We start from the raw sequence: 23,996 nt of genomic DNA, 5'->3' as shown, positions 1-23,996 counted from the left end.
GATGCCATAGCTGTTTGCAAACTCAAAGACTTTGATGGCGGCAGCCTTGTGCAGAAAGTCAAGCATGCGCATTACAAAAAGGGAAGGACCTGTTCCTCACAGATTCTTCCCTTTTATTTTTTATACCCTGTTTACTTCTTGATCTCCGACGTCTCCACGATGAACTTTACGCTGCCAGTATCTCCGTTGTGCAAGCCGCTGAAGGTCTGGTAGTTTTTGCCCGCCTGCTGGACGGCTTTCAGGCGGCGGACTACGTTGCGCAGGCCGCCGCCCAGGTCGTCGGAAAGGTCGTCGGTGTTTTTATCGCTGAACTCCTGCACGCCGTCGTGGAGTTCTGCTGCACCATCGTGGAGTTCAGCCAGGCCCTCGTACATGGCGTCGCTGGCGTCGTCCAGCTTGGCGCTGCCTTCGGCCAGGGCGTCGGCCCCTTGGCTGACCTGGCCAACCGCTTTTACGTAGGTGTCGGCACCGCGGGCCAGCTCGGCACTGCCGCTGGCAAGCTGGTCCAGGCCGGTCTGCAGCTGGCTGATGCCGCTGCCAAGCTGGCCCATGAGGACCCCGGAGACCGTACCGGCCACGCCCTGCACCATGGCAGGGGTGTCGTTTTGCAGCGCTTTGCCCATGGCCACGCCTACTGCGCCCAGTACGGCCTGCTGCTGCTCCCCGGTAAGGCCAGCCGCCGTCAGGGCGGCCAGCAGGTCCGCATCGGTCACGGTATCCGTTACCACGGTCGTGCCATAATTGGAAATTACCGGCGCCAGCTGCTCGTTCAGCTGGGCCATCATCTCGTCATTGCTGCCCGTATCGCCGGAGGTCATCCCACCGACGGCTCCGCTGACCGCACTCAAACCGTCCCGCAGGGCGTTAGCACCGTCCACCAGGGCCGTGCCGCTGTCATACAACTGGGTCAGGCCGTCGGCCAGGGCTTCGGCGCCCTCGTTCAGGCCCTGCACGCCGTCGGCGTACTCGTGGAAGCCATCATACAGTGCCTGCACGCCGTCGGCCAAAGCGCCGGTACCGTCCGCCAGTTCGTCGGCGGCGTCGGTCAGGTCGTCCAGCGTGTCGCTCAAATCGTCCAGGTCGGACAGGTCGCCGGTGTCCAGATCATCCAGCGCCGAGGGAGTCAGGATCGTGGCCGTAAAGTCCAGCGAGAAGTCGGTCACATCGGCGCTCACTTCAAAATAAGCGGGGATCTCGGTGTCCTCCAGCGGCTCAAACTCGGTCAGGCGCAGGTTGTCCGCCAGGCCTGGCATCGCGGTGCCCAGCACGGCCGTTGTGCCGTCCAGCTCCATAACCTTGCCGTTGTCGGCCTCAATATTAGAGAACTTGTCCCCGTCCAAAATCACCGCTGTGATGGCCGTAAACGGTACGCAGACCGTGTACTCCTGCCCATCCACCGTGACGGTCTCGCGGGTGTGGTTGGTGTAGTCAAAGCGGATGCGCACCCGGCCGCTCTGCCCGGCCAGGTCGGCGGGGGCGGTTTCCACGCCGTTTAAGTAGTAGGTCACCCGGGTGGTCACCGGCAGGGCAGCGTCGGACTTGCCCTCGTAGGTGATGGCATTACCGCTGTTCTCCCAGGTCAGGGCGTTGTCGGCGCCGGTGGTGTACGCCTCATCACCCTCTTTGTTGATGATGTCCCGCAGGGCGGCCACATCTTCAATCGTCGCGCCGTCGCGGGCCTTCAGCACAGCTTCCACCGTGGTCTCGGTCACGGTGCCGTCGGCGTCGGCCTTGGCGTAGACGGTCTCGGCCTTATCCACGCCGCCGGGCGTGGTCTTGGGGGCAGAGGTCTGCGCCGTCGTCTCGGTCACGGCAGCAGGGGCGTCCGCCGAGGTGGTTTCCGCCGTGCCGGCCGCCTGGCCGCAGGCCGAAAGCAGCAGCGCCGCAGACAAAAGTATCGGTATCGTTTTTTTCATATCCCATCACTCCACATTCTTCAGCGCTTCGTCCATTGGCACGCGGATGATGCGGCGGTACTCCAGTACCGCCACCACCGCGTAGGTAACCAGGCCCGCCGCCAGCATGCGCGGGTACAGCGTGGGCGAGACCCACATCTCGATCCAGCCGGTCATGCTTTCCATCATGACAGCGCGGAAAAGGAACTTCATCACGTATACTTCGATCGGCAGGCTGATGACCAAGCACAGCACGACCACCACCGTGGTGGACAGCAGATACAGCCGGGCAATCTCGCTGCCGTTGTAGCCTAAAATTTTCGTCATCGAGATGGATTGGGCGTTCTTCTCGATGATCATCTTGCTTAGCAGGTAGACGACCACGAAGAAGATCATTACGGCAAAGCCGTTGACCAGCCCCATGGAGGCCCCCATCGAGACCATCAGCTGGCGGGAAACTTTCGTCAGCTGGTCCAGGTCGATGACCGAGCCGACGTATTCATCCTTGATCTCGGTCAGCGGTGCGTCGGAGAAATAGCCGCCGTAGTAGCCGTCGCCCAGGTCGAACACTTCGTTCAGCTTTTCCCGGGGCATAAAGACGGCCAGCGCACCCATGTAATCATACACGCCGTCCACCGTAAATGTATAGGTCGTATCTTCGTACTTTTCCCGCAGGGTAATCGTGTCCCCTGCGCCCAGTTCGTACTTGTCGGCGTAGGCCGAGGACAGGTAGACGCCATCCCCCGGCAGCTGCACGTAACGGCTGTCCGGCTCTACACCGTACAGCAGCACGCTCTCGCTTTTGGCCGCGCCGCCCTCGTCGGTGCCCAGGGTCTGCAGGCTGTAGGCGCTGAACTTTTCGGCGTTGTTTTCCTCGGTATCGGTCTCCATGCGGAACTGCAGCATCGAGAGCAGGGCATTCAGCTTGCGGTCCTCGTCCATGGCGCTGTAGGGGATCTGCAGCATCGTCTGGGTGTTGCTCAGCATGTTGTCCGCGATCGTATCACTGTAATGGTTCAGCGCATCGGGCAGGATCATGCCAAAACTGAGCAGCAGATTGGCGAACAGCACGCCCACAAACAGCACCACATAACTGCCCAGGTTTTGCAAAATCACGCGGGTGCGGAACCGCCCAAAAAACGGCAGTGCCGACGGCAGGGGCAGGGCATGCTTGCGGTTAGCGTGACGGCTGAGGTCATGCCGCAAAAATTGCAGCGGCGAGATGCGCATCGTGCGGGAAAGCACCAGCCAGTTGATGAAGATCATCAACGCCACCGGGATGACTGTCGTCATCCAAAACGCATCGGCGTTCCAGCGTGTGACATAGGTGGGCAAGCTGTAACTGCCATAGTACATGTCGACGCAGACGTTTTTGAGCACCGTGTACCCCAGTACATTGCCCACCGCCGCGCTGATAAGGGTGACCACCACCGGCATGGCCATGTAGTGGCGCACCAGCTCGCCCCGGCTGTAGCCGGAGGCCCGCAGCGTGCCGATGACGCCTGCCTCTTTGGCGATGGTATTGGACGTAGTAACGGCAAACAAAAAGGCCATAATGGCAATGACGATGTAGAGCAACACGGCAATCATGGCGCGGTCGCTGCCCAGGTCGTCACCGGTAAAGATGATGGCCTGGTTCTCATACTCGGGCACAAAATCCTGCAGGGACGCCGTTTTGTTGACGACTTTCATAAAGTCGGTGGCTGCGTCCTTCTCGGCGCGGTCGTCCGCCGGGGCGGTGTCGTACTGCCAGGCGTAGTTCCAGGTCTGCTGTTCTGGCAGGGCATCGAACGCCTCCTGCGTGACGATGGCCACACCGAACTTGATGGCGTCGAACATCGTGTCCGTATTATCCTTAAACAGGCAGCTGTAATCCGGCAGGGCCACATAGCCGGTGACGGTCCAGGTCTGGCCGTTTGTGTCGGTCACGGTATCGCCCACCGCGATGCCGTTGTTCTCGGCATACATGCGGTCCAGGCCCATCTCACCGGGGGCGGCAGGCATGGCACCCTGCATCAGACAGACGGTGTTGACCTGGGTGCGGTCCGGGTAGATGCGCAGCGTGCTGCCGTTTTCCATGGCGGTCTCACGGTAGTGCAGGTCGTACAGGGTCACACCTGCGCCGGTGATCGCCTTAAGCTGGGCGCGGTTGAGCTGCTTTTCCACGCGGAAGTGGCCATCCTCGATATTGTATTTCTCAAAGCCTTCGTTGTAGGCGGCGATCATGCTGGAGCCGGCCACAAGGAAGCCCGACACAAAGCCGATGGTGGCGATGAGCAGAATGGCGATGACGGCGTACTTGCCCATCTCGCTGCGCAGTTCGCGCAGAATGCGTTTGTTTAAAGGGTCCTTCACGCGCAAGCCCCCTTTACCATTCCAGGTCCTGCGCGGGGACCTTGACCGCATTGGTCTCGTTGCTGCGGATGGCACCGTCGCGCAGACGCACTACGCGGTCGGCCATCAGGCGGATGGCATCGTTGTGGGTGACCATGATGACGGTGTTGCCGTACTTCTGGTTGACGGTCTCTATGAGCTTCAGTATCTCCTTGCTGGTCTTGTAATCCAGCGCGCCGGTGGGCTCATCGCAAAGCAGGATGTCCGGATTCTTAACGATGGCACGGCCAATGGAGGTGCGTTGCTGCTGACCGCCGGAAAGCTGGTTGGGCAGTTTTCCGCGGTGATCCCACAGGCCCAGCAGGTGGAGCAGCTCGTCCACATCCAGCGGGCGGCGGGAGAGGTAAGCGCCCACCTCGATGTTTTCCCGCACGGTCAGATTAGGGATGAGGTTGTACATCTGGAAAATGTAGCCCAGATGGCGGCGGCGGTAGAGGGTCAGGGCCTTCTCGTTCATATCGGCCATACGCTCGCCGTCGATGAGAATGTCGCCGGAGTCGGCGCGGTCGATGCCGCCCAGGATGTTGAGCAGCGTGGACTTGCCGGAGCCGGACGGCCCCAGCAGCACGCAGAATTCGCCTTTTTCCACGGCCAGGTCGATGCCTTTCAGCACCTGGACCCGGTTTTCACCGCTGCCAAAGGACTTTTTGATCTGATTCAGTTCAAGAAACACAGGGATGCTCCTCTTTTAGTTAGTCAATCGTAATTAGTCTACGCTAACAGTATAAAACGGAGGCCCCGATGTGTCAATATTTTCGTAAGTTTTCGGTGCATTTTAGCGGCAAAATGCCATTATAAAAGGCCCTGCCGCAAGGTGGGCAGGGCCGATAAGGCACATATTAAAAGCAGAAATCAAGCGTAATGATACCGATTCCGGTTCTTGACCAGCAGCGCCGCCGAAACGAGCAACGCCGCAGCCTCGGCAAAAACCAGGGCATACCAGATGCCGTCAATGTCCAGCACCATGGGCAGCACCAGCACCGCAAACACCTGAAACACCAGCGTGCGCAGGAAGGAGATCGCCGCCGAGATGGCACCGTTGTTCAACGCCGTAAAGAACGCCGAGGAGAAAATGTTGAAGCCGCACAGCAGGAAGGAGAACGCGTACAGCTTCAGCGCATGCTCGGTCAGCTCCATCAGGCCGGTGTCGTAGCCGACGAACATCTTCGCCAAAGGCGTGGCCATCAGCTGGGCACTGGCAAACATCGCCACACCGGCAATCGCCAGCATCGTAATGCTCTTGCGGAACAAGTTCTTCAATTCATCGTGGTTTTCAGCACCATAATGGTAGCTGATGATGGGCGCACAGCCCTGGGCATAGCCGATGAACACCGCTGCAAAGATAAAGCCCACGTACATCAACACGCCGTAGGCCGCCACGCCGTCGGCGCCGATGAGCCTCATCAGCTGCAGGTTGTACAGCGCACTGACCAGCGAGGCCGACAAGTTGGTCATCAGCTCGCTGGAACCGTTGGCGCAGGCCTTGCCCAGCGCTTTGGCGCTGAACTTGGGCCGTACAAAGTGCAGCAGGCTGGAGTTTTTGCGGTTGAAAAAGTAGAACATAGGGCCGATGCCGCCCACCATCTGGCTGATGACGGTAGCCGACGCCGCGCCGACGATGCCGCCGCGCAGCACACCCACCAGCAGAAAGTCCAGTACGATGTTGGTCAGGCCCGCCAGCACAGTGAAGGCCAGGCCCAGCTTCGGCTTTTCGGAGGTGATGAAAAAGCTCTGGAAAAAGAACTGCATCATAAAGGCTGTCTGGAACAGCAGCAGGATGCGGCCGTACGTCAGGCAGTTCGGCAGCAGTTCCGGCGTAGCGCCCAGCAGCTGGGCGGCAGGCTCCAACAGGAACCAGCCAATGATGGTGGAGACAATGCCCATCACGATCGTGGAGGCAGCCAGCATCGAGAACAGGTTGTCCGCCTGCTTTTTATCGCCAGTACCCAGTGTCATGGCGACCAGCGCGCTGCCGCCGGTGCCTACCATGAAGCCCAGGCAGCCAAACGCCTGCAGGAACGGGTAGATCAGGTTCAAAGCAGAAAATGCCGTTTTACCGGCAAAATTCGAGACAAAAAAGCCATCCACCACGCAGTACACCGAGGTGAAGATCATCATGATAATGGGCGATGCCACAAAACGCAGCAGGCGGCCGGTGGTAAAATGGTCAGATAACTGGATACGATCTTTGCTCATAGGTTCTCCGTTTTATGTCCATCTGTTTTTTCTTTTAACTGTGTAAATTCTTCCCGCAATTTCTGCAGGTATCCCTGCCGGATGGCAAGGTCTGTTTCCATGCGCTCCAGCCCCATGCGGCATATGGCTGCCGCCTCCGCCCGGACAACCCGCGCTATGGTTTTTTCGGCCAAGGCGCGGCCCGCTTCGGTCAGGTTCAGGTTCTTGGCACGCTTGCCGCCGGGGGCCGGGGTCAGCACCAGCAGCCCCTGTTCCACCATGCTGCGCACCGCCGAGTTGAGGGTCTGCTTGGGCAGGCACCATTCGGCGCACATCTGCACCTGTGTAAGCGGGGCGGCACTGCTGTACAGCGCATACAGAATCCAGAATGCTGTATCCGACAGGCCGAACTGCACCGCCGCCGCGTGATATAATGCGTTTGTTTCGTTATACTGTCGGTTTTCCTGTTCAATCAGGCTTTTGGCAGACAGTGCAGCGTTCTCTTCCAAGGCGGGTTGTCTCCTCTCAAAACAGCAATAATCCGAAATCGGACTCTGCTATTATAGTCCGATTTCGGATTACTGTCAAGCGGTATTTTGCTTTATTCCACCAGGTTTACCAGCTTTTCGCCGCGGGCGAAGGCACGGGCATTTTCCATCGTAGTTATGGCAATGCTTTGCAGGGCGGTGCGGGTAAAAAAAGCCTGGTGGCTGGTGATGACCACATTAGGAAAGCTGAGCAGTACCGGCACGACCACACTGCGCAGCACGTCGTCGGAGTAATCCTCAAAAATTTGGTTGTCCTCGGTCTCGTAGACATCCAGCCCCACCCCGGCAAATTTGCGCTGGCGCAGCGCATCGATCAGCGCGTGAGTATCGATCAGCCCGCCCCGGCTGGTGTTGACTAAAATAGCGCTGTCCCGCATCATTTTGATGGCATCGGCGTCAATCATGTGGTGGGTCTCCGGCGTCAGCGGGCAGTGCAGGCTGACGAGGTCCGCCGTGCGCAGCAGTTCCTCCAGCCCGACGTACCGCACCAGGCCCTCCAGCGCAGGGTTGCGGTACTGGTCATAGGCCAGCACGGTCATGCCGAAGCCGCAGCAGATGCGGGCCATGGCCGCGCCGATGCGCCCAGTGCCCACGATGCCGGCGGCGGAGCCGTACAGCGTGTGACCCAGCAGGCCGTCCAGCGCAAAGTTATTGTTGCGCACCTTGATGTAGGCTTTGCAGATGCGGCGGTTGGCGGCCATGGCCAGCGCCATGGCGTGTTCGGCCACGGCCTCGGGGCTGTAACCGGGCACCCGCAGCACTGTGATGCCGCAGCGCTTGGCGGCGTCCAGGTCCACGTTATTGAACCCGGCGCAGCGAAGCAGCAGCAGTTTTACCCCGACGGCAGCCAGCGTTTCCAGCACCGGGGCCGAGCCGTCGGCGTTGACGAACGCGCACACCGCCTCGCCCCCGGCCGCCAAGGGTGCGGTGTCCTTGTCCAGATTAGCTGCCAAAAAGCGGATGTCGCACCCATATTCAGGATCGGCAGCCAGTACGTCAAAGTATAAATGGTCATAGTCTCTCGTGCCATAAAATGTAATTTTCATAGAAAAATCCCCCTGGGGTAAGTATGCGCAGGTCGTACTTTTCTTATAAGAAAAGTACGCAAAAGAATTTTAAGATCACTGCATGAGCAAGGGGGAGAGGAGCGAAAAGTTCTTTATGGCATAAATAGGGGATACAATAAAAGGGCCCCCTCGCAGAGGGGGGCTTACTATCACACCTGCTTAATTTCAACACAAACAATTTCCGTGCGGCCCTGGGTGCGGAATTTGTAGCCCCAGGTGCCGGTGCCGCCGCTTACGATGGCAGTGCAGGTATCGGTGATCTTTTTTTGGCCGTAGTTGCGCTCGTTTTTGGCGACCATGCCCACCGCACCGGCAGGCCAGACCTGCCCGCCGTGAGTGTGGCCGCTTAAAATCAGATCCGCACCGGCAGCTGCGGCATTCTTAAAGTCCCGCGGCTCGTGGTCCAGCCAGACAGTATAGCGGTCATCCGGCCCGCCGGGAATCAACTGGGCGGCAGTAAAACGCTGGCCATTCGTATACAAATAGTCTTTGCGGCCCACGATGCGCACGCCGCAGGGCAGCATAACGCCGGTATCTTCCAGCAGGCGCACGCCCGCTTTGGCCAAGCCCTGCTCCAAGTCCGCACGGCCGAAGCTTGGCTCCCGCCAATGGTGGAACAGGTCGTGATTGCCCAGCACGTAGTATTTGCCCAGAGGCGCGTCGATCTCGCCGAACAGGCTACAGAATGCTTCCAGTTCCTCCGGCTCGGTGAATTCGTCGAAAATATCGCCGGTCAACACCAGCAGGTCGGGGCGGCAGGCGGCAATTTTCTCCCGCAGTTCGGGGATGCGGGTGTGATCCATGGCTGCGCAGGCGCGGGGGTGGACATCGCTGATCTGCACGATGCGCAAAGCGCCATGGGGCAATTTTTTATGCGTAGTTATATTATATTTTGTGGTACACAGTTTCAGGGCGCGGCGGCGGCCCCACCACATGATGAAAGCCGTCAGCAGCCATGGCGTTATGCCATCCAGCCAGAAAATGCGCCAAACGAATTGCGGCGTACCACCCACCCGGCGCATGAGCAGCGCGATGCCGGTACCGATGCAGTAAAAAGTGACCAGGTGCCCGGTGAACACGATGCCCAGGCCCAGCGGGTCGCGGCTGATGTAGGCCAGCAGCAGCATAAGCAGCAGCGGTAGGCCGTAATACAGCACCGGCCATGCGCTGACCAGCTGCAAGGGCGGCAGCTGCAAAAAGTTTACATACAGCAGCACATCCAGCGCCGCCTGGCCAATACGCGGCAGGACGAATTGAAAGAAAGGATGATACATGGTGGATACCAGCTTTTGTGTATTTCTATTGTAGGGGCAAAAGGCTCCCCGTGCGCGCAGCGGGTGAGGGGGGGACTTTAGCAGCGGGCGGCACACGGGTCACCCCTCAGTCACCTTCGGTGACAACTCCCCTCAAGGGGAGCCTTATGCTCTACTTATTAGTATACCATTATATCCGCCAAATGTGACGAAATATTGAAAGCTTCTTTGCTTACTTTCTTTGAAAAGAAAGTAAGGCCCCGTACCTTTTAACAGTACGGGGCCTTACCCTATGTGTTATAAATTACTTCTCTTTGCCCATGATGGCGGCATCGATGGCACGGGCGGCTTCCTTGCCGGCGCCCATGGCCAGGATGACGGTGGCAGCGCCGGTAACGGCATCGCCGCCAGCGTAGACCATCGGGCGGCTGGTCAGGCCGTCAGGGCCGTTGGTGATCAGGCAACCGTGCTTGTCGGCGTCCAGACCCGGCGTGGTGGAGCGGATCAGCGGGTTGGGGCTGGTGCCCAGGGCCATGATCATGGTGTCCACATCCAGGACAAACTCACTGCCCTCTTTCACGATGGGACGGCGGCGGCCGGAAGCATCCGGCTCGCCCAGCTCCATCTCCACGCAGGTCATACCCTTGACCCAGCCGTTCTCGTCACCCAGCACCTCGGTGGGGTTGGTCAGCGTCTTAAAGATGATGCCTTCCTCCTCGGCGTGCTCGACCTCCTCCTTACGGGCAGGCAGCTCAGCCATGCCGCGGCGGTAGACGATGTAGACATTCTCGGCGCCCAGGCGCTTGGCGCAGCGGGCGGCGTCCATGGCAACGTTGCCGCCGCCAACAACGGCGACAGACTTGGACTTCATGATGGGCGTGCGGGAACCTTCCTTGTAAGCCTTCATCAGGTTCACGCGGGTCAGGTACTCGTTGGCGGAGTAAACGCCGTTCAGGCTCTCGCCGGGAATGCCCATGAAGCGGGGCAGACCGGCACCGGAGGCAACATAGACAGCCTCGAAGCCGTAGTCGTTCATCAGCTCGTCGATGGTCAGGACCTTGCCGACGACCATGTTGGTCTCGATGTCAACGCCCAGCTCCTTCAGGCCCTCGACCTCGTGCTGGACGATGTCCTTGGGCAGACGGAACTCAGGGATGCCGTACATCAGAACGCCGCCGGCCACATGCAGGGCCTCGTAAACGGTGACCTTGTAGCCCAGCTTGGCCAGGTCGCCGGCGACGGTCAGGCCGGAGGGACCAGCGCCGATGACAGCCACCTTGTGGCCGTTGGGGGCGGGGGCAACAGGCTTGGTATGTACGTTGTTGCGGTACCAGTCCGCAACAAAGCGCTCCAGACGGCCGATGCCGACGGATTCGCCCTTGATGCCGCGGACGCACTTGCCCTCGCACTGATGCTCCTGCGGGCAGACACGGCCGCAGACGGCGGGCAGCGCACTGGACTGGGCGATCACGTTATAGGCGGCCTCAAAATCACCCTCGGCGACGTGCTTGATGAAGCCGGGAATATCGATCTCAACAGGGCAGCCGCTGCGGCAGGGGTGGTTCTTGCACTGCAGGCAGCGCTTGGCTTCGTTAATGGCCATCTCCTCGGTATAGCCGAGGGCGACCTCTTTAAAGTTTTTATTACGGACATTCGGCTCCTGGCTGGGCATGGGGCACTTTTTCGGGTCCATATTCGGCATAATTACTGCACCTCCTGTTTCAGCAGATTGCACTCGGCCTCGCGGGCGTGGGCCTCAAAAGGCTTGTACATGGTGCCGCGGTGCATAGCTTCGTCAAAGTCGACCTCAAAACCGTCAAAGTCGGGGCCGTCCACACAGGCAAACTTGGTCTGGCCGCCAACGGTCAGGCGGCAACCGCCGCACATGCCGGTGCCGTCGACCATGATCGGGTTCATGGAGACAACAGTCTTGACATTGTGGGGTTTGGTGGTCTTGACGACGAATTTCATCATAATCAGCGGTCCGATGGTGATGACTTCATCAAAGTTGGCGCCATCGACGATCTTCTGCTCCAGCGGGGCGGTAACAACACCCTTATCGCCGTAAGAACCGTCGTCGGTCATAATGATGAACTCATCGCAGCAGGCGCGGAACTCATCCTCCAGGATGACCAGGTCCTTGTTGCGGAAACCGACAATGCCGGTCACCTTGGTGCCCTGGGCATGCAGTGCCTGGGCGATGGGCAGTGCGATAGCACAGCCGACGCCGCCGCCGACAACGCAGACATTCTTCAAGCCCTCGATCTCGGTGGCTTTGCCCAAGGGGCCGACGAAGTCGTGGACAGCCTCGCCCTCTTTCAGCGCGTTCAGCTGCATGGTGCCGGCACCCACCACCTGGAAAATGATGGAAACCGTACCGGCCTCGCGGTCGAAACCGGCGATGGTCAGGGGGATGCGCTCGGAATCTTCCTTCGCGCGAACAATGATGAACTGACCGGCCTTTGCCTTCTTTGCGATCAACGGTGCTTTGATCCAAAGCTCGGTAACAGTGGGGTTCAGCTCTCTCCGTTTCATGATAGTAAACAAAGCTCTCTCTCCTTACCTTAGTGGTATGTTTGTATTGTAACGTATTCTCGTGAAATTGTAAAGCGTCAACAAATCCGCAACCTATGCAAAGATTGACGTGTTTTATTGTAAAAATTGACAGTTTTCTTAAAATTGCACTTGGGTGGGGGCGCGATTCTGCCACAAGGTATACCCGGCCGGGCAGGCGATGCCAGAGGGGGTGAGGTTTGTGGTATCCAGTGGTACATCGTCAGATACCAGCAGCCAATCAGCTTCGGCCAGATCGGTGTAGGCATGGCCGGGGTACTCCGGCGCGGGGGCTTCGGTGGTCAGGTCCAGCACACCGTCATCCAGCAGACCGGTCTGCACCAGGGTCTCATATTCCGCAATATAAAAATCGCGGTCGACGTAAGTTTCAATGAGTTGGCTGTTCCGCTGGCGGATGCCGTAGGGGATAAACAGCACCGTACCGTCCAGCTCGTGCAGGCTGTCGTTCAGGTCGCTGGCTGCCTGCATCGTTTCGGCATCGATGCCGTAGGTCCAGCGGTTGATGCGCCACTCGCCTGCGTAGCACAACACACAGAGGGCCAGCACCGCGCCAGCCATGGCCCGCCGGGCCTTGCGGCGCAGCAGCAGCGCGCCGATGACGGCCGCACCAACCACAATAATGCACCGCCAGACCAGCAGCCAGCCGTTGAGACCCAGCACCGGCAGACGGTCGAGGCGGTCGGCCACAAAGTCAAACCACTGCAGCAGGGTGTTGTCTCCCGCGCCCGCGCCGATGGCCCGGCAGAAGGCGATGAAGCCGACGCCCCACACAGCGGTCAGCGCAGCCAGCACCCCGCGGCGGGCGGCGGAGAGCTGCTCGTCCAACGTGTTCAGCGTGACCAGCAGCAGCGGCATAAACAGCGGCTCCAGATACCGCATGTGCTGCCGGGGCGAGGGGGAGTGCAGGTCCTCCCGCACAGTGATGGACCAGGCGATGACCCCCACACCGATGAAGAGCGACAGTAGCAGAAACAGCGGCAGCTGGGTGCGCACCGGGTCGCTGCCCTTGGTCGGGCGGCGCAGCCCTGCGGCGGGCAGCAGCACCGGAAACACGCCAAAGGCCAGTACGGTGAACAGCACATCGCAGACGATGGCAAAGGGCAGAAAGCCCCACTGCTCGGCGGTCAGCCAGCCGGTCTGGTTGTAGGAGTTGCCCAGCCCCCGGAACAGGGTGAGCTTAGCCAGCACAAAGCAAACGGCAAAGCTGCCGAACAGCGCCGCGTTGCAGGCAAGCTCGCTGCGCCAGGTGCTGCGAGCTTGCCAGAGGGCCCAGGCCCGCACCAACACCCAGGCGATGAGATAGTAGAGGGCGACTTCCTTGTTTAGATAGAGCAGATAGCACCACACGCCCGCCGCCGCGCACCAGCCCACCCGAGCCTTGGGCGCGGCCTGCATGGCCCGCAGCATAAAGTAGATTTGCCACAGAGACAGCGGCAGAAAGACCGTCTCGCTCATGAACGTGACCGCCGCCGACATGGTGGGCAGCAGCGCCACCACGCCCACGAGGAACACCGTGCGGCGGCGGTTCTGCCCTGTGGCGCGGCAGAGCGCGTAGGCAGGGAACACCGCGCTGGACGCATACACCGCGTTCAGCCAGCCAATGGCTGTAATTTGTGCGGCGGTGGTTTTCAGCGCCAGAGCAGGCAGGATGAAAAGCGGGTACAAAATCTTCTGGTAGTCGCTGGGCATGTTGCGCACCCGCAGGCCGCGGCCCTGCCACAAGCTGCGGGCGACATCCAGGTAGCGCAGCTCGTCGCTATAGACGGCCAGCTCCCGCGGGTAGCTGCTGAGCGTGCCGTACACCACGGCGCACACCACAAACACCCCTGCGACCCAGACCCAGGGAGAGATCTTTTTATGTGTAGATGGCATGGGGACCTCCGAAAATTCAGCTTTCCTTTAGGCAACACCGCACAATTCCCGCCTAGCGGCTTAAGCACCGCTCCGGCGGCTGCGGCACGGCAACTGCGTTGCCAAAATGCTCGATAATGTCGGGTTGCGGTACCCGCATCGTGCTTCGGGGACAAAATCCCCTCGCACTCTGCGACCGCTGCCCCTGCTTCGGTTCGCTGTATCCGCCACCGGCGGCGCTCACCTTTGCAGCACAAAGTATTATCTGCGCTTTTGGCTTAACATCTGCCGCACCTCGCTCGCCGTATCGGCACTTAGAATTATGCGGTATTGCCTTTATTATAAAGCATTCAACCGCCCCTGTAAACAAAAAACAGGCACAGCCCATTGGCCATGCCCGGTATATGATAGAACTTATTCTTTGTCCTTCAACTCACCCCGGCAGCGGTACAGCGCGCCCAGGATGAACACGAAGCAGATCACCCAGGTGACCGGCTCACAGAAGCAGACCGCCGTGTAGCCCACCGCGGGCACGATCCACACGCCGAAGATGACCTTGCCGATGAGTTCCAGTCCGCTGGCCAGTAGCGGCTCGATGGTGTGCTGGATGCCCTGCAGCATGTTCCGCACGATGACCAGCACCGCCATGGGCGGGATGACCGGGGCGCTGATCTTCAAGTACAGCACCGCGTTGGAGATGATGACCTCGTCGTTGGTGCCGGTGATGGCCCGCACCGCCGGATCGCTGAGGAAGAACACGAACAACATCACGAACACCCACCACACAAAGTAGATGCCCAGCGCCGTGGTCACGCCTTTCATGATGCGGCTGCGGCGGCCTGCGCCCAGGTTCTGGCTGCTGTAGGTTGCTACGGCGATGCCCAGGGCACTGCCGGGAATGAAGAACAGTTCCGCAAAGCGGCGGGCGGCGACCTGAGCCGCGATGTAGGTGCTGCCCAGCGCATTGATACTGCTTTGCAGTACCACACTGCCGATGTTGTAGATGGCGCTCATCAGGCCCATGCTTAGGCCCGCCCAGAACATATTGGCGGCAAATTTTTTGCCGTTGGCAAAGGCGTTGCGGGTAAAATGCAGGGCCGGGTAATTGCGGATGATGTACCACCCGCACAGCACCGCACTGATGCCCTGGGCTACCACGGTGGCGGCCGCCGCGCCGCCCACGCCCAACTGCAGCGGGCCCATAAAGGCGATGTCCAGCCCGATGTTGAGCACCGTGCTGAACAGCAAAAAGTACAGCGGCGTCAGGCTGTTGCCAATGGCCCGCAGCAGGGCGGCTTCCATATTATAAGCCATCGTCAGCGGGATGCCCAGCAGAATCAGCGTCAGGTAGGCAAGGGCCCCATCTATCGACGCTTCCGGCACCTGCAGCAGCACCAGCAGCGGACGGCGCACACCAACGAAAACCACCGTCAGCACAGCAGCCGTAGCCCCGGCCAGCGCCAGCATCCAGGCCGTGGCGCGGCGCACGCCCTTTTCATCACCTGCGCCAAACAGGCGGCTGACCGTCAGCGCCAGACCGTTATTCATGCCGAAAGCGAAGTTCATGATAAGGCCGTACAGGGCAGCCGTAGCCCCGATTTCCGCCAGGGCAGCGTCCCCCAGGATATGCCCGGCCAAAGCGGTATCCGCCAGATTATAGAACTGCTGCAGCAGGTTGCTTAAAAACAGCGGTGCCGAAAAATTCAGCAGCAGCCGTACCGGGTCGCCCCGGGTCATATCGGTAACGCGGCTTTGCGCGGTAGCCATAATGCGTACATCTCCTTATACAAAAAGGGCAAAATCAAAGACCAGTTTATTGTATCACGCCGCCACAGCCCATACAAGAGAAAAAAGCGCCCGGTTTAGACAAATATCCCGCCAAAATGCTTTTTACCCTCTCTTGTTCCCAAATTTAACGATTCAAGGAAATTGTAATCGCTTGCGGGCAATTGTGCAGAAAAGACACAAGCCTGGCCGAAATTTTGTGTAGGAAATAACAGATGCCGTAAATTCTCGTCATTTTGTTAGAAAACCCTGTTATTATCTTGTCAAATCCGAGAATTGCATCGGTTTTTGGGGCGTGCTATGATGAATATGTTGAAAGCACTTACAAAGTGTTGCATCCCACAGGAGGTATTTCTTGACTATTTATGATATAGCCCGGGAAGCCGGGGTCTCGATTGCCACAGTCTCCCGGGTGATGAACGGCGGCAAGGTGGGCAAAGCCACCCGCATCAAGGTACAGGCCGTGCTGGACAGCTGCGATTACCAGCCCAGCCAGGTAGCGAAAGGCCTGGCCACCCGGCAAAGCCGCTGCGTAGCCGTTATGACGATGGACATCCGTGATGTACACCACGCCGCCATCGCCTATGAGATCGAGCGCACGATGGCCACCGCCGGGTACAGCACCATCCTGTGCAACCTGGGCGGCACCCCCGCCCGCACCGGCGAGTATCTGCGTACGCTGAACGCCCAGCAGATCATTGGCGTATTCTTCGTCGGTTCCATATTCGTGACACCACAGTGCCGCGAGTACATTGCCAAATATGTTCCCAATATTCCGATTTTGTTTGCCAACGCGGTTCTGCCGCTGCCCAACGCCTACGGTGTCCTTTCCGATGAGGAAGACGGCACCTACCACGCCGTCAAGCGGCTGGCCCAGGCCGGGCGGCGCAACATTGCCTTTGTCAATGATGACGAGACCGAGAGTGAGGAGCACAAGCTGAACGGCTACCGCCGTGCCATCCGGGAATACGGTTTGACGGAGCGCTGCTACCGGGCCGAACGTTCCATCGAGGGCGGTCAGTTCGTGACCACACGCATCCTGCAGCAGGACCCAAACACCGATGCTATCGTCTTTTCCGAGGATACCACCGCCGTGGGCTGCCTGCACGCGCTGCAGGTCACCGGCAAGCGCATCCCAGACGAAGTCGCCGTCATTGGCTGCAACAACAGCGTCTACTGCACCATCTGCTACCCGCAGCTGACCTCCATCGACAACAGTCTGCACGAGACCGGCCGCGCGGCCGCCAAGCAGATGATCCGCCTTTTAAACCACGAATCCGATGTGGAAAAGACCATCTGCCTGCCCTGCCGGTTGGTTCTGCGGGATACCACCCCGCCGATGCTGTAGGCCGCAGGCGAAGCAGACATTTTCTTTAGGCAACACCGCACAATTCCCGCCTAGCGGCTTAAGCACCGCTCCGGCGGCTGCGGCACGGCATCTGCGTTGCCAAAATGCTCGATAATACACAAAGTATTATCTGCGCTTTTGGCTTAGCAGCTGCCGCACCTCGCTCGCCGTATCGGCACTTAGAATTATGCGGTATTGCCTTTATTACTTCAAAGCCGCAAGGCAGCGCCTGATCTACCAGGTGCTGCTTTGTGTGGTTTATGGGGTATTCTTTGTACAAAAACAACAAAAAACAGGCTATTGACGGCAAAACTTCTGCACGCTATACTGGTATTATAGGTGATTTTCCGGATGGATTTCGCCAGAAGGAGAGAATAAGTATGTTGGACGTTCTGATTATAGGTGCAGGCGTTTCCGGCTGCGCCGCAGCGCGGGAATTATCGCGCTGTAAAGCAGATATTCTGGTGCTGGATAAGGAGGAGGATGTCTGCTGCGGCACCTCCAAGGCCAACAGCGCCATTGTCCATGCAGGCTACGATGCCACCCACGGCAGCCTGATGGCCAAATTGAATGTGGAGGGCAGCCGCCGTATGCCTGCCCTTGCCAAAGAATTGGATTTTGCCTACGACCAGTGCGGCAGCCTGGTGGTGTGTTTGAGCGAGCAGGACCGCCCGAATCTGGTAAAGCTGTACGAAAACGGCGTGGCCAACGGCGTAGAGGGCCTGCGCATTATCGAACGCGACGAGCTGGTCAAGATGGAGCCGAACGTTTCCGATAACGCGGTGGCCGCCCTGTGGGCACCCACCGGCGGCATCGTCTGCCCCTTTGGCCTGACCTATGCTTTTGCCGAGAACGCCGCAAAAAATGGCGTAAAGTTCCAGTTTGATACCACCGTCACCGGCTTTGCCCCCATCGAGGGCGGCTGGCGCGTGGAGACCGACAAGGGCAGCTTTGAGACGCGCCTGGTGGTGAACGCCGCCGGTGTGCATGCGGACGAGCTGCACAACGCCGTGGATGCCGCCCACCCGATGCAGATCATTGCCCGGCGCGGCGATTACTTCCTGCTGGATCACGCGGCGGCAGGGCATGTGCACCACACCATCTTCCAGCTGCCGGGCAAGTACGGTAAGGGCGTGCTGGTCACCCCCACCGTGCACGGCAACCTGCTGGTCGGCCCCACGGCCATTGATGTGGATGACAAAGAGGCCACCGCCACCACGGCGGCAGGCCTGAACGAAGTGCGGGAGAAGTCCGGCCTGGCGGTGAAGGACCTGCCCATGCGCCAGACTATCACCAGCTTTGCAGGCCTGCGCGCCCACGAGCCGCGGCACGATTTCTTCATTGGCGAGATTGCCTCCGGCTTTGTGGATTGCGCTGCCATCGAGTCCCCCGGCCTGTCCAGCGCCCCCGCCGTGGGCGCTATGGTGGCCGACATCGTGAAAAACAGCCTGCATCTGGAGGACGATCCGACGTTTGACCCCACCCGCAAGGGTATCCTGGACCCCAAGACGCTGCCTTTTGAAGAACGCGCCGCCCTTATCAAAGAGAACCCCGCCTACGGGCAGATTATCTGCCGCTGTGAGAGCGTGACCGAGGGCGAAATTATTGATGCCATCCACCGCGTGCCCGGTGCCCGCAGTCTGGACGGCGTAAAGCGCCGCACCCGTGCCGGTATGGGCCGCTGTCAGGCGGGCTTCTGCAGCCCCCGCGTGATGGAAATTCTGGCCCGCGAGCTGGGTGTGCCTCAGAGTGAAATTACCAAGGCCGGCGGCAAATCTAAAATCATCGTCGGCACCAACAAGGATACGTTTTAAAGGGAGGGGCTGGATATGAACAACGTAGATCTCGTCATCATCGGCGGCGGCCCCGCGGGGCTGGCGGCAGCTGTGGCTGCCCGCAAGGCCGGTGTAGAAAACCTGCTGATTTTAGAGCGCGACAGCGAACTGGGCGGTATTTTGAACCAGTGCATCCACAACGGCTTTGGCCTGCACACCTTTAAAGAGGAACTGACCGGTCCCGAGTATGCGGCCCGGTTCATCGCCCAGGCTGAGGAATTGCAGATTCCCTACAAGCTCGACACCATGGTGCTGGACCTGGCAGCGGACAAGACCGTGACCGCCATGAACAAAACGGACGGCCTGTTCCAGCTGCACCCGAAAGCCGTCATTCTGGCCATGGGCTGCCGGGAGCGTCCCCGTGGCGCCTTAAACATCCCCGGCTACCGTCCTGCCGGCATCTACACCGCCGGTACGGCCCAACGGCTGGTAAACATGGAGGGCTATCTCCCCGGCCGCAAGGTGGTCATCCTTGGCTCCGGTGATATCGGCCTGATCATGGCCCGCCGCATGACGCTGGAAGGCGCCCAGGTGCAGGTGGTGGCTGAACTGATGCCCTACTCCGGCGGCTTAAAGCGCAACATCGTGCAGTGTCTCGATGACTTCGGCATCCCGCTGAAGCTGAGCCACACCGTCGTGGACATCCAGGGTAAGGAGCGGGTCGAGGGCATCACGCTGGCCCGCGTGGAGAACGGCAAGCCCGTCCCCGGCACCGAGGAACACTACGATTGCGACACGCTGCTGCTCTCCTGCGGTTTGCTGCCTGAAAACGAGCTGAGCCGCGCCGCCGGTGTGGCGTTAAGTCCCATCACCAGCGGGCCGCTGGTCAACGAAAGCCTGGAGACCAGCATCCCCGGCGTGTTTGCCGCAGGCAATGTGCTGCATGTGCATGATCTGGTGGACTATGTTTCCGAGGAAGCCGGCGCTGCCGGTGCCCAGGCCGCCGCTTATTTGCAAAATGGCGAGCAGGACGCCCCGGCCATCCCGGTACATTGCGAGAACGGCGTGCGCTACACCGTGCCCGCCACGGTGCGCCCGGCCTGCGTCGGCGATACCGTGACCATCCGCTTCCGCGTGGGCGGTGTGTTCAAGAACAAAAAGATCGCCGTATATCTGGGCGATACCTGCATTTTCAGCCGCAAGCGGCCCGTGCTGGCCCCCGGCGAGATGGAGACCGTCCGCCTGAAAGGGGCCGACCTGCGCGCCCATCCTGACGCCTCGTGCCTGACTGTTACGCTGGAGGAGGCCTGATTATGGAAACGAAAAAAATCGAACTTACCTGCATCGGCTGCCCCATGGGCTGCCCGCTGATCGTTACGATGGAGGACGGCGCGGTCGTCTCCGTCACCGGCAACACCTGCCCCCGGGGCGATGCCTACGCCCGCAAGGAGGTCACGGCCCCCACCCGCATCGTGACCAGCACCGTCCGCGTGACCGGCGGCACCCTGGCCATGGTCAGCTGCAAGACCCGCAGTGACATCCCCAAAGGCAAGATTTTTGATGTGGTCCGCGCGCTGAAAGACGTGGAAGTCCCCGCCCCCATAACCATTGGTCAGGTTTTGGCCGAAAATGTGGCGGGCACAGGCGTGGACATCATCGCTACAAAAAATATTGCGCACGCCTGATTTTGTGGTAGAATAGGGAAAGTATAAGCGTATACAGAAAGCATAGAGGAGAACTGCCATGAACGAAACCACCCGCGCTGATATTGCCATTATCGGTACTGGGCCTGCCGGCGTATCGGCGGCCATCACCGCCCGCGTGCGCGGCAAGCAGGTGCTGCTGTTTGGCAGCGAAGGGCTGACGACCAAGATGACCAAGGCCCATACCATCCGCAACTACCCCGGTCTGCCGGACATTACCGGTACCGACCTGGCCGACAAACTCAAGCATCATCTGGACGTGATGGGCGTGGAGATCACCGAGAAGCAGGTCACGACCGTCTACGCCATGGGCAGCTACTTCGGCATCCAGACGCCGGATATTATGTATGAGGCCTCGTCAGTCATTCTGGCGGGCGGCGTCGTGATGGGCAAACCTTTCCCCGGTGAGGACGAGCTGCTGGGCCGCGGCGTAAGCTACTGCGCCACCTGCGACGCCCACTTTTACAAGGGCAAGGCAGTGGCCGTGCTGGGCTACAACGCCGAGAGCTGCCGCGAGGCCGACTTTTTGGCCGAGACCTGCGCCCGGGTATTGTATTTCCCGGTCGTACCCCACGAGGTCAATGTCGGCACCAACGTAACGGTGGTGCGGGAGAGGGTGCTATCCATCCCCGGCACGATGAGGGCCGAGGGCGTGCAGACCGACAAAGATCTGCACCCCGTGGACGGTGTGTTTGTGCTGCGGGATGCCGTAGCGCCGGACAAACTGGTACCGGGCCTTGCCACCGACGGCCCCCATGTAGCCGTCGACGCCCAGATGCGCACCAACCTGCCGGGCTGCTTCGCCTGCGGCGATCTGGCAGGCAAGCCCTACCAGTATATCAAGGCTGCCGGGCAGGGCAACATTGCCGCCCTGTCGGCGGTGGAATGGCTGGCCGAGCAGAAGTAACCTTACAAAACAATGCAAAACGCCCCCAGTGGTCCGCGATGGGACCGCCGGGGACGTTTTGTTTTGTGTGGTTATCCCTGCACCAGCACCACACTTACATCATTTACATTGGTGCCGGTGGGGCCGGTGACTAGCAGCCCGCCCACTGCCTGCAAGGCGTGGTAGGCGTCGTTATCTGCCAGCACGGCGGGTACAGTCAGGCCGTGGGCTGTCAGGGCGGCATCCGTATCGCCGTCCGTGTAGCCGCCCGCCGCATCGGTGGGGCCGTCGGTGCCATCACTGCCCACCGAGAAAACGCAGGCATTCAGCCCTGCCAGCGCAGGGGCGGCGGCCAGCGCCAATTCCTGGTTGCGGCCGCCCAGGCCGTGACCCGTCAGGTGTACCACGGTTTCGCCGCCCGCCAGAAAGGCCAGCTTTTGCCCCTGCCCGGCGTGGCTTTGGGCGATGCTGCCCAAAAAGCGCCCTGCCTCTCGGGCTTCGCAGTTCAGCCGGTCGGTCAGCAGCACGGGGGTGTAGCCCGCTTTGCGGCAGGCATCCGCCGCAGCGGCGCACAGTTCCCGCACGCTGCCGGTGATTTTGGTGGTCACATTGTCCAGCGCTTTGGGTGTTTCCTGCTCCAGAAGCGCCGCAGCCGCCGGGGAAAGTTTTAACCCATACCGTGCGGCGATAGCCTTGGCCTCGGCGCAGGTGGAGCTGTCCGGGCAGGCGGGGCCGCTGGCGATCATATCCAGCGGGTCGCCCAAAATATCGCTGAGCACGATGCTGTACACCTGCGCAGGGGCGCAGGCCAGCGCGAACCGCCCGCCCTTGACGCCGGACAGGCGCTTGCGGATGGTGTTCATCTCCACAATATCCGCGCCGCTGGCCAGCAGCTGGGACGTGATGTCCTGCAATTCCGCGCCAGGGATCAGCGGCTTTTCCAATAGGGCACTGCCGCCGCCGGAGAGCAAAAACAGCACAGCATCCTGCGCGGTCAGCCCATGCACCAGCGCCAGCGCCTTTTCGGTAGCGGCAAAGCCTGCTTCGTCGGGCACCGGGTGGGCGGCTTCATAGCAAGTCACGCCGGGAATCTCGCCTTTCACGTGGCCGTATTTGGTAATGACCACGCCGCCGTCCGGCCGGCCCAGCACTTCTACGGCGGCATGGGCCATCTGCCAGGCAGCCTTGCCCGCGGCTGCCAAAAACACCCGCCCCGCCGGGGCAAAGCCCTGCAGTGCGCGGCGCACCGCTTCATCCGGCAGCACGGCGTGAATGCTGGCAGTTACAATCGTTTCAGCTTGGGCACGCAGGGTGGTATTCATGGCAAAGACTCCTTTTTATAAAAGTCCGGCGGCGGTCATGGTACGCACAAACCCGTCCCGGGCGGCACCCGCCGGGGTAGTCAGCGTGTAGCCGACCTGTCCGGGATTATTATACAGCAATACCGGTGTATCGGGAATACTCCCGGCAATGGTTTTAAAGTGGAGAAACAGCTCATCGTGGGTTGGCTTTAAGAACATGGGCTGCAGCACGCTGACCGCCGCCGTGCCGTTTGCCACGGCCATTTTGGCCAGGCGGCAGCATTTTTTGGCGTTGGTGGCCCCGATGCCGAAGTAGACCGGCACACGCCCGGCGGTCCGGTCCACTATGATGCGCAGGCCGTGCTCCATCTCATCCTCCTCCAGCATGTAGAACTCGCCGTTGGAGCCAAAGGCCAGGATGCCGGTGACGCCGCCCACGATGACGTAATCTACCTGGGCACGCTGTTTTTCTTCATCGATTTTCTCGTCCTCATCCACAATGGTCAGGATCGGGACGACGACGCCCTTGATGAATCGGCGTTCATAGCGGTTCCCTCTTTTCAGCGGCCCAGCGTTTCAGCCCTGGTGCGGACTACACCAGCGCCGCCTGCAGGCCGCGGGCCAAAATCAGCTCGCAGCCATCATTTTGTAACCTTATCGCGCGTTGACAAGCTGCGTCGGTATGGGTATACTCGATACAGAAAGGTGATAGATTCGGATACTGTGCAATCAAGCCTGCTGCCATTTGCTGCATTTCCTGCCGGGGCAGCAGCACCGCGGCCTTTGCCATAACGGGTACCCCCTAACGGTCTATTTACCAAAATTATAGCACAGCCCGCGCTGGAATGTCGATTTTTATGTGCGAGGAAATAGGAAGAGATAAGAAGGAGAAAAAGAAATGGCGATCCATGTTGTAAACGAAGCCCGCCGCTACCAGACCGCCGCCAGCGTGCGTGAAGTGGACTACGCCAAGGCCGACGGCGTGGAGTTCTACTACGGCATGCGCCCCACCCGCATTACCGACAACGGCGTTTACTACAAGAAAGTGGAGATGGACGAGGAAGGCAACATTACCTCCACCAGCGAGGAGCAGTTCTTCCCCTGCTCCAGCGTCATCATTGCCATCAGCCAGGGCGCGCAGAACCGCATCGTCAGCACCACCACCGGCCTGGAGATGAGCAGCCACGGTCTGCTTGCCACCGACGAGCACGGCCACACCACCCGTGAGGGGATTTTTGCCAGCGGTGATGTGGTGCTGGGTGCCCGGACCGTTGTGGAAGCTGTTAAATACTCCAAGCAGGTTGCCGAAGAAATGGATGGATATTTGACGAAACGCCGCGAGAAATAATTTTTTGTTTGCGCTTTCGGTGTTCCGCCGCCCTGCGGCGGACACCTCGATATGAGGTGGTCGAATGGGCTAAAAGCTAAAAATTGTAGGAGT

Annotated in this window: 20 protein-coding genes; 6 read left to right on the top strand and 14 right to left on the bottom strand. The window is 60.0% G+C overall.

Going from position 1 to position 23,996, the window contains the following annotated elements:
• Positions 1-131: 131 nt before the first annotated feature.
• The 11 genes from OGM81_04600 to OGM81_04550 all read right to left on the bottom strand — a co-directional run bounded on the left by OGM81_04600 (position 132) and on the right by OGM81_04550 (position 15,524).
• Complete coding sequence (locus tag OGM81_04600; GenBank protein UYJ44418.1) at positions 132-1,916, bottom strand: hypothetical protein; 1,785 nt, start codon at positions 1,914-1,916, stop codon at positions 132-134.
• Between the two features lie 6 nt (positions 1,917-1,922).
• A complete protein-coding gene (locus OGM81_04595; protein ID UYJ44417.1) occupies positions 1,923-4,250 on the bottom strand; it encodes an ABC transporter permease in 2,328 nt (775 codons plus the stop codon).
• A 13-nt stretch (positions 4,251-4,263) separates the two neighbouring features.
• Positions 4,264-4,962 carry an ABC transporter ATP-binding protein gene (locus OGM81_04590; protein UYJ44416.1) on the bottom strand — a complete coding sequence of 233 codons (699 nt, stop codon included), beginning with the start codon at positions 4,960-4,962 and terminating at the stop codon, positions 4,264-4,266.
• A 179-nt stretch (positions 4,963-5,141) separates the two neighbouring features.
• On the bottom strand, positions 5,142-6,485 hold the full coding sequence (locus tag OGM81_04585) for an MATE family efflux transporter (protein UYJ44415.1): 1,344 nt from the start codon (positions 6,483-6,485) through the stop codon (positions 5,142-5,144).
• The gene (locus tag OGM81_04580; protein UYJ44414.1) at positions 6,482-6,973 is read right to left on the bottom strand and encodes a MarR family transcriptional regulator; all 492 of its coding nucleotides are present in this window, start codon (positions 6,971-6,973) and stop codon (positions 6,482-6,484) included. The genes OGM81_04585 and OGM81_04580 overlap by 4 nt, the downstream gene beginning before the upstream one ends.
• Positions 6,974-7,065: 92 nt before the next feature.
• Entirely contained in the window at positions 7,066-8,058 is a 993-nt protein-coding gene (locus OGM81_04575; protein UYJ44413.1) for a 2-hydroxyacid dehydrogenase, read from the bottom strand.
• 170 nt (positions 8,059-8,228) lie between these two features.
• Entirely contained in the window at positions 8,229-9,353 is a 1,125-nt protein-coding gene (locus OGM81_04570; GenBank protein ID UYJ44412.1) for a metallophosphoesterase, read from the bottom strand.
• A gap of 283 nt (positions 9,354-9,636) precedes the next feature.
• On the bottom strand, positions 9,637-11,034 hold the full coding sequence (gltA, locus tag OGM81_04565) for an NADPH-dependent glutamate synthase (GenBank protein UYJ44411.1): 1,398 nt from the start codon (positions 11,032-11,034) through the stop codon (positions 9,637-9,639).
• 2 nt (positions 11,035-11,036) lie between these two features.
• On the bottom strand, positions 11,037-11,879 hold the full coding sequence (locus OGM81_04560) for a sulfide/dihydroorotate dehydrogenase-like FAD/NAD-binding protein (GenBank protein ID UYJ44410.1): 843 nt from the start codon (positions 11,877-11,879) through the stop codon (positions 11,037-11,039).
• A gap of 126 nt (positions 11,880-12,005) precedes the next feature.
• Complete coding sequence (locus OGM81_04555) at positions 12,006-13,778, bottom strand: hypothetical protein (GenBank protein ID UYJ44409.1); 1,773 nt, start codon at positions 13,776-13,778, stop codon at positions 12,006-12,008.
• Between the two features lie 393 nt (positions 13,779-14,171).
• Positions 14,172-15,524, bottom strand: coding sequence for an MATE family efflux transporter (locus OGM81_04550; protein ID UYJ44408.1), 1,353 nt, complete (start codon positions 15,522-15,524; stop codon positions 14,172-14,174).
• A gap of 373 nt (positions 15,525-15,897) precedes the next feature.
• On the opposite strand from OGM81_04550, the gene OGM81_04545 reads away from it, so the two are divergent.
• The 5 genes from OGM81_04545 (at position 15,898) to OGM81_04525 (ending at position 21,275) form a co-directional block, all read left to right on the top strand.
• Entirely contained in the window at positions 15,898-16,890 is a 993-nt protein-coding gene (locus OGM81_04545; GenBank protein ID UYJ44407.1) for a LacI family transcriptional regulator, read from the top strand.
• A 380-nt stretch (positions 16,891-17,270) separates the two neighbouring features.
• The gene (locus OGM81_04540) at positions 17,271-18,704 is read left to right on the top strand and encodes an NAD(P)/FAD-dependent oxidoreductase (protein ID UYJ44406.1); all 1,434 of its coding nucleotides are present in this window, start codon (positions 17,271-17,273) and stop codon (positions 18,702-18,704) included.
• Positions 18,705-18,719: 15 nt separating this feature from the next.
• Complete coding sequence (locus OGM81_04535) at positions 18,720-19,976, top strand: FAD-dependent oxidoreductase (protein UYJ44405.1); 1,257 nt, start codon at positions 18,720-18,722, stop codon at positions 19,974-19,976.
• A gap of 2 nt (positions 19,977-19,978) precedes the next feature.
• Positions 19,979-20,350: a DUF1667 domain-containing protein gene (locus OGM81_04530; GenBank protein ID UYJ44404.1), complete on the top strand. Its 372-nt coding sequence runs from the start codon at positions 19,979-19,981 to the stop codon at positions 20,348-20,350.
• Between the two features lie 58 nt (positions 20,351-20,408).
• The gene (locus tag OGM81_04525; GenBank protein ID UYJ44403.1) at positions 20,409-21,275 is read left to right on the top strand and encodes an NAD(P)/FAD-dependent oxidoreductase; all 867 of its coding nucleotides are present in this window, start codon (positions 20,409-20,411) and stop codon (positions 21,273-21,275) included.
• A gap of 71 nt (positions 21,276-21,346) precedes the next feature.
• Here OGM81_04525 and OGM81_04520 read toward each other — a convergent pair whose 3' ends face one another.
• The 3 genes from OGM81_04520 to OGM81_04510 form a co-directional block, all read right to left on the bottom strand.
• A complete protein-coding gene (locus OGM81_04520) occupies positions 21,347-22,576 on the bottom strand; it encodes a glycerate kinase (GenBank protein ID UYJ44402.1) in 1,230 nt (409 codons plus the stop codon).
• 15 nt (positions 22,577-22,591) lie between these two features.
• A complete protein-coding gene (locus OGM81_04515; protein ID UYJ44401.1) occupies positions 22,592-23,053 on the bottom strand; it encodes a dihydrodipicolinate synthase family protein in 462 nt (153 codons plus the stop codon).
• Positions 23,054-23,147: 94 nt separating this feature from the next.
• Positions 23,148-23,345 (bottom strand): hypothetical protein, encoded by a 198-nt coding sequence (locus OGM81_04510; protein ID UYJ44400.1) that lies wholly within the window; start codon positions 23,343-23,345, stop codon positions 23,148-23,150.
• Between the two features lie 108 nt (positions 23,346-23,453).
• Here OGM81_04510 and OGM81_04505 point away from each other — a divergent pair, with 108 nt between their 5' ends.
• Positions 23,454-23,903 (top strand): FAD-dependent oxidoreductase, encoded by a 450-nt coding sequence (locus OGM81_04505; protein UYJ44399.1) that lies wholly within the window; start codon positions 23,454-23,456, stop codon positions 23,901-23,903.
• Positions 23,904-23,996: the final 93 nt, after the last annotated feature.

The organism is Oscillospiraceae bacterium, assembly GCA_025758045.1.
In the GTDB taxonomy this organism is placed as follows: domain Bacteria; phylum Bacillota; class Clostridia; order Oscillospirales; family Ruminococcaceae; genus Gemmiger.
Note: the sequence above shows the minus strand (reverse complement) of the source record. Positions and strands in the feature narration are given on the sequence as shown.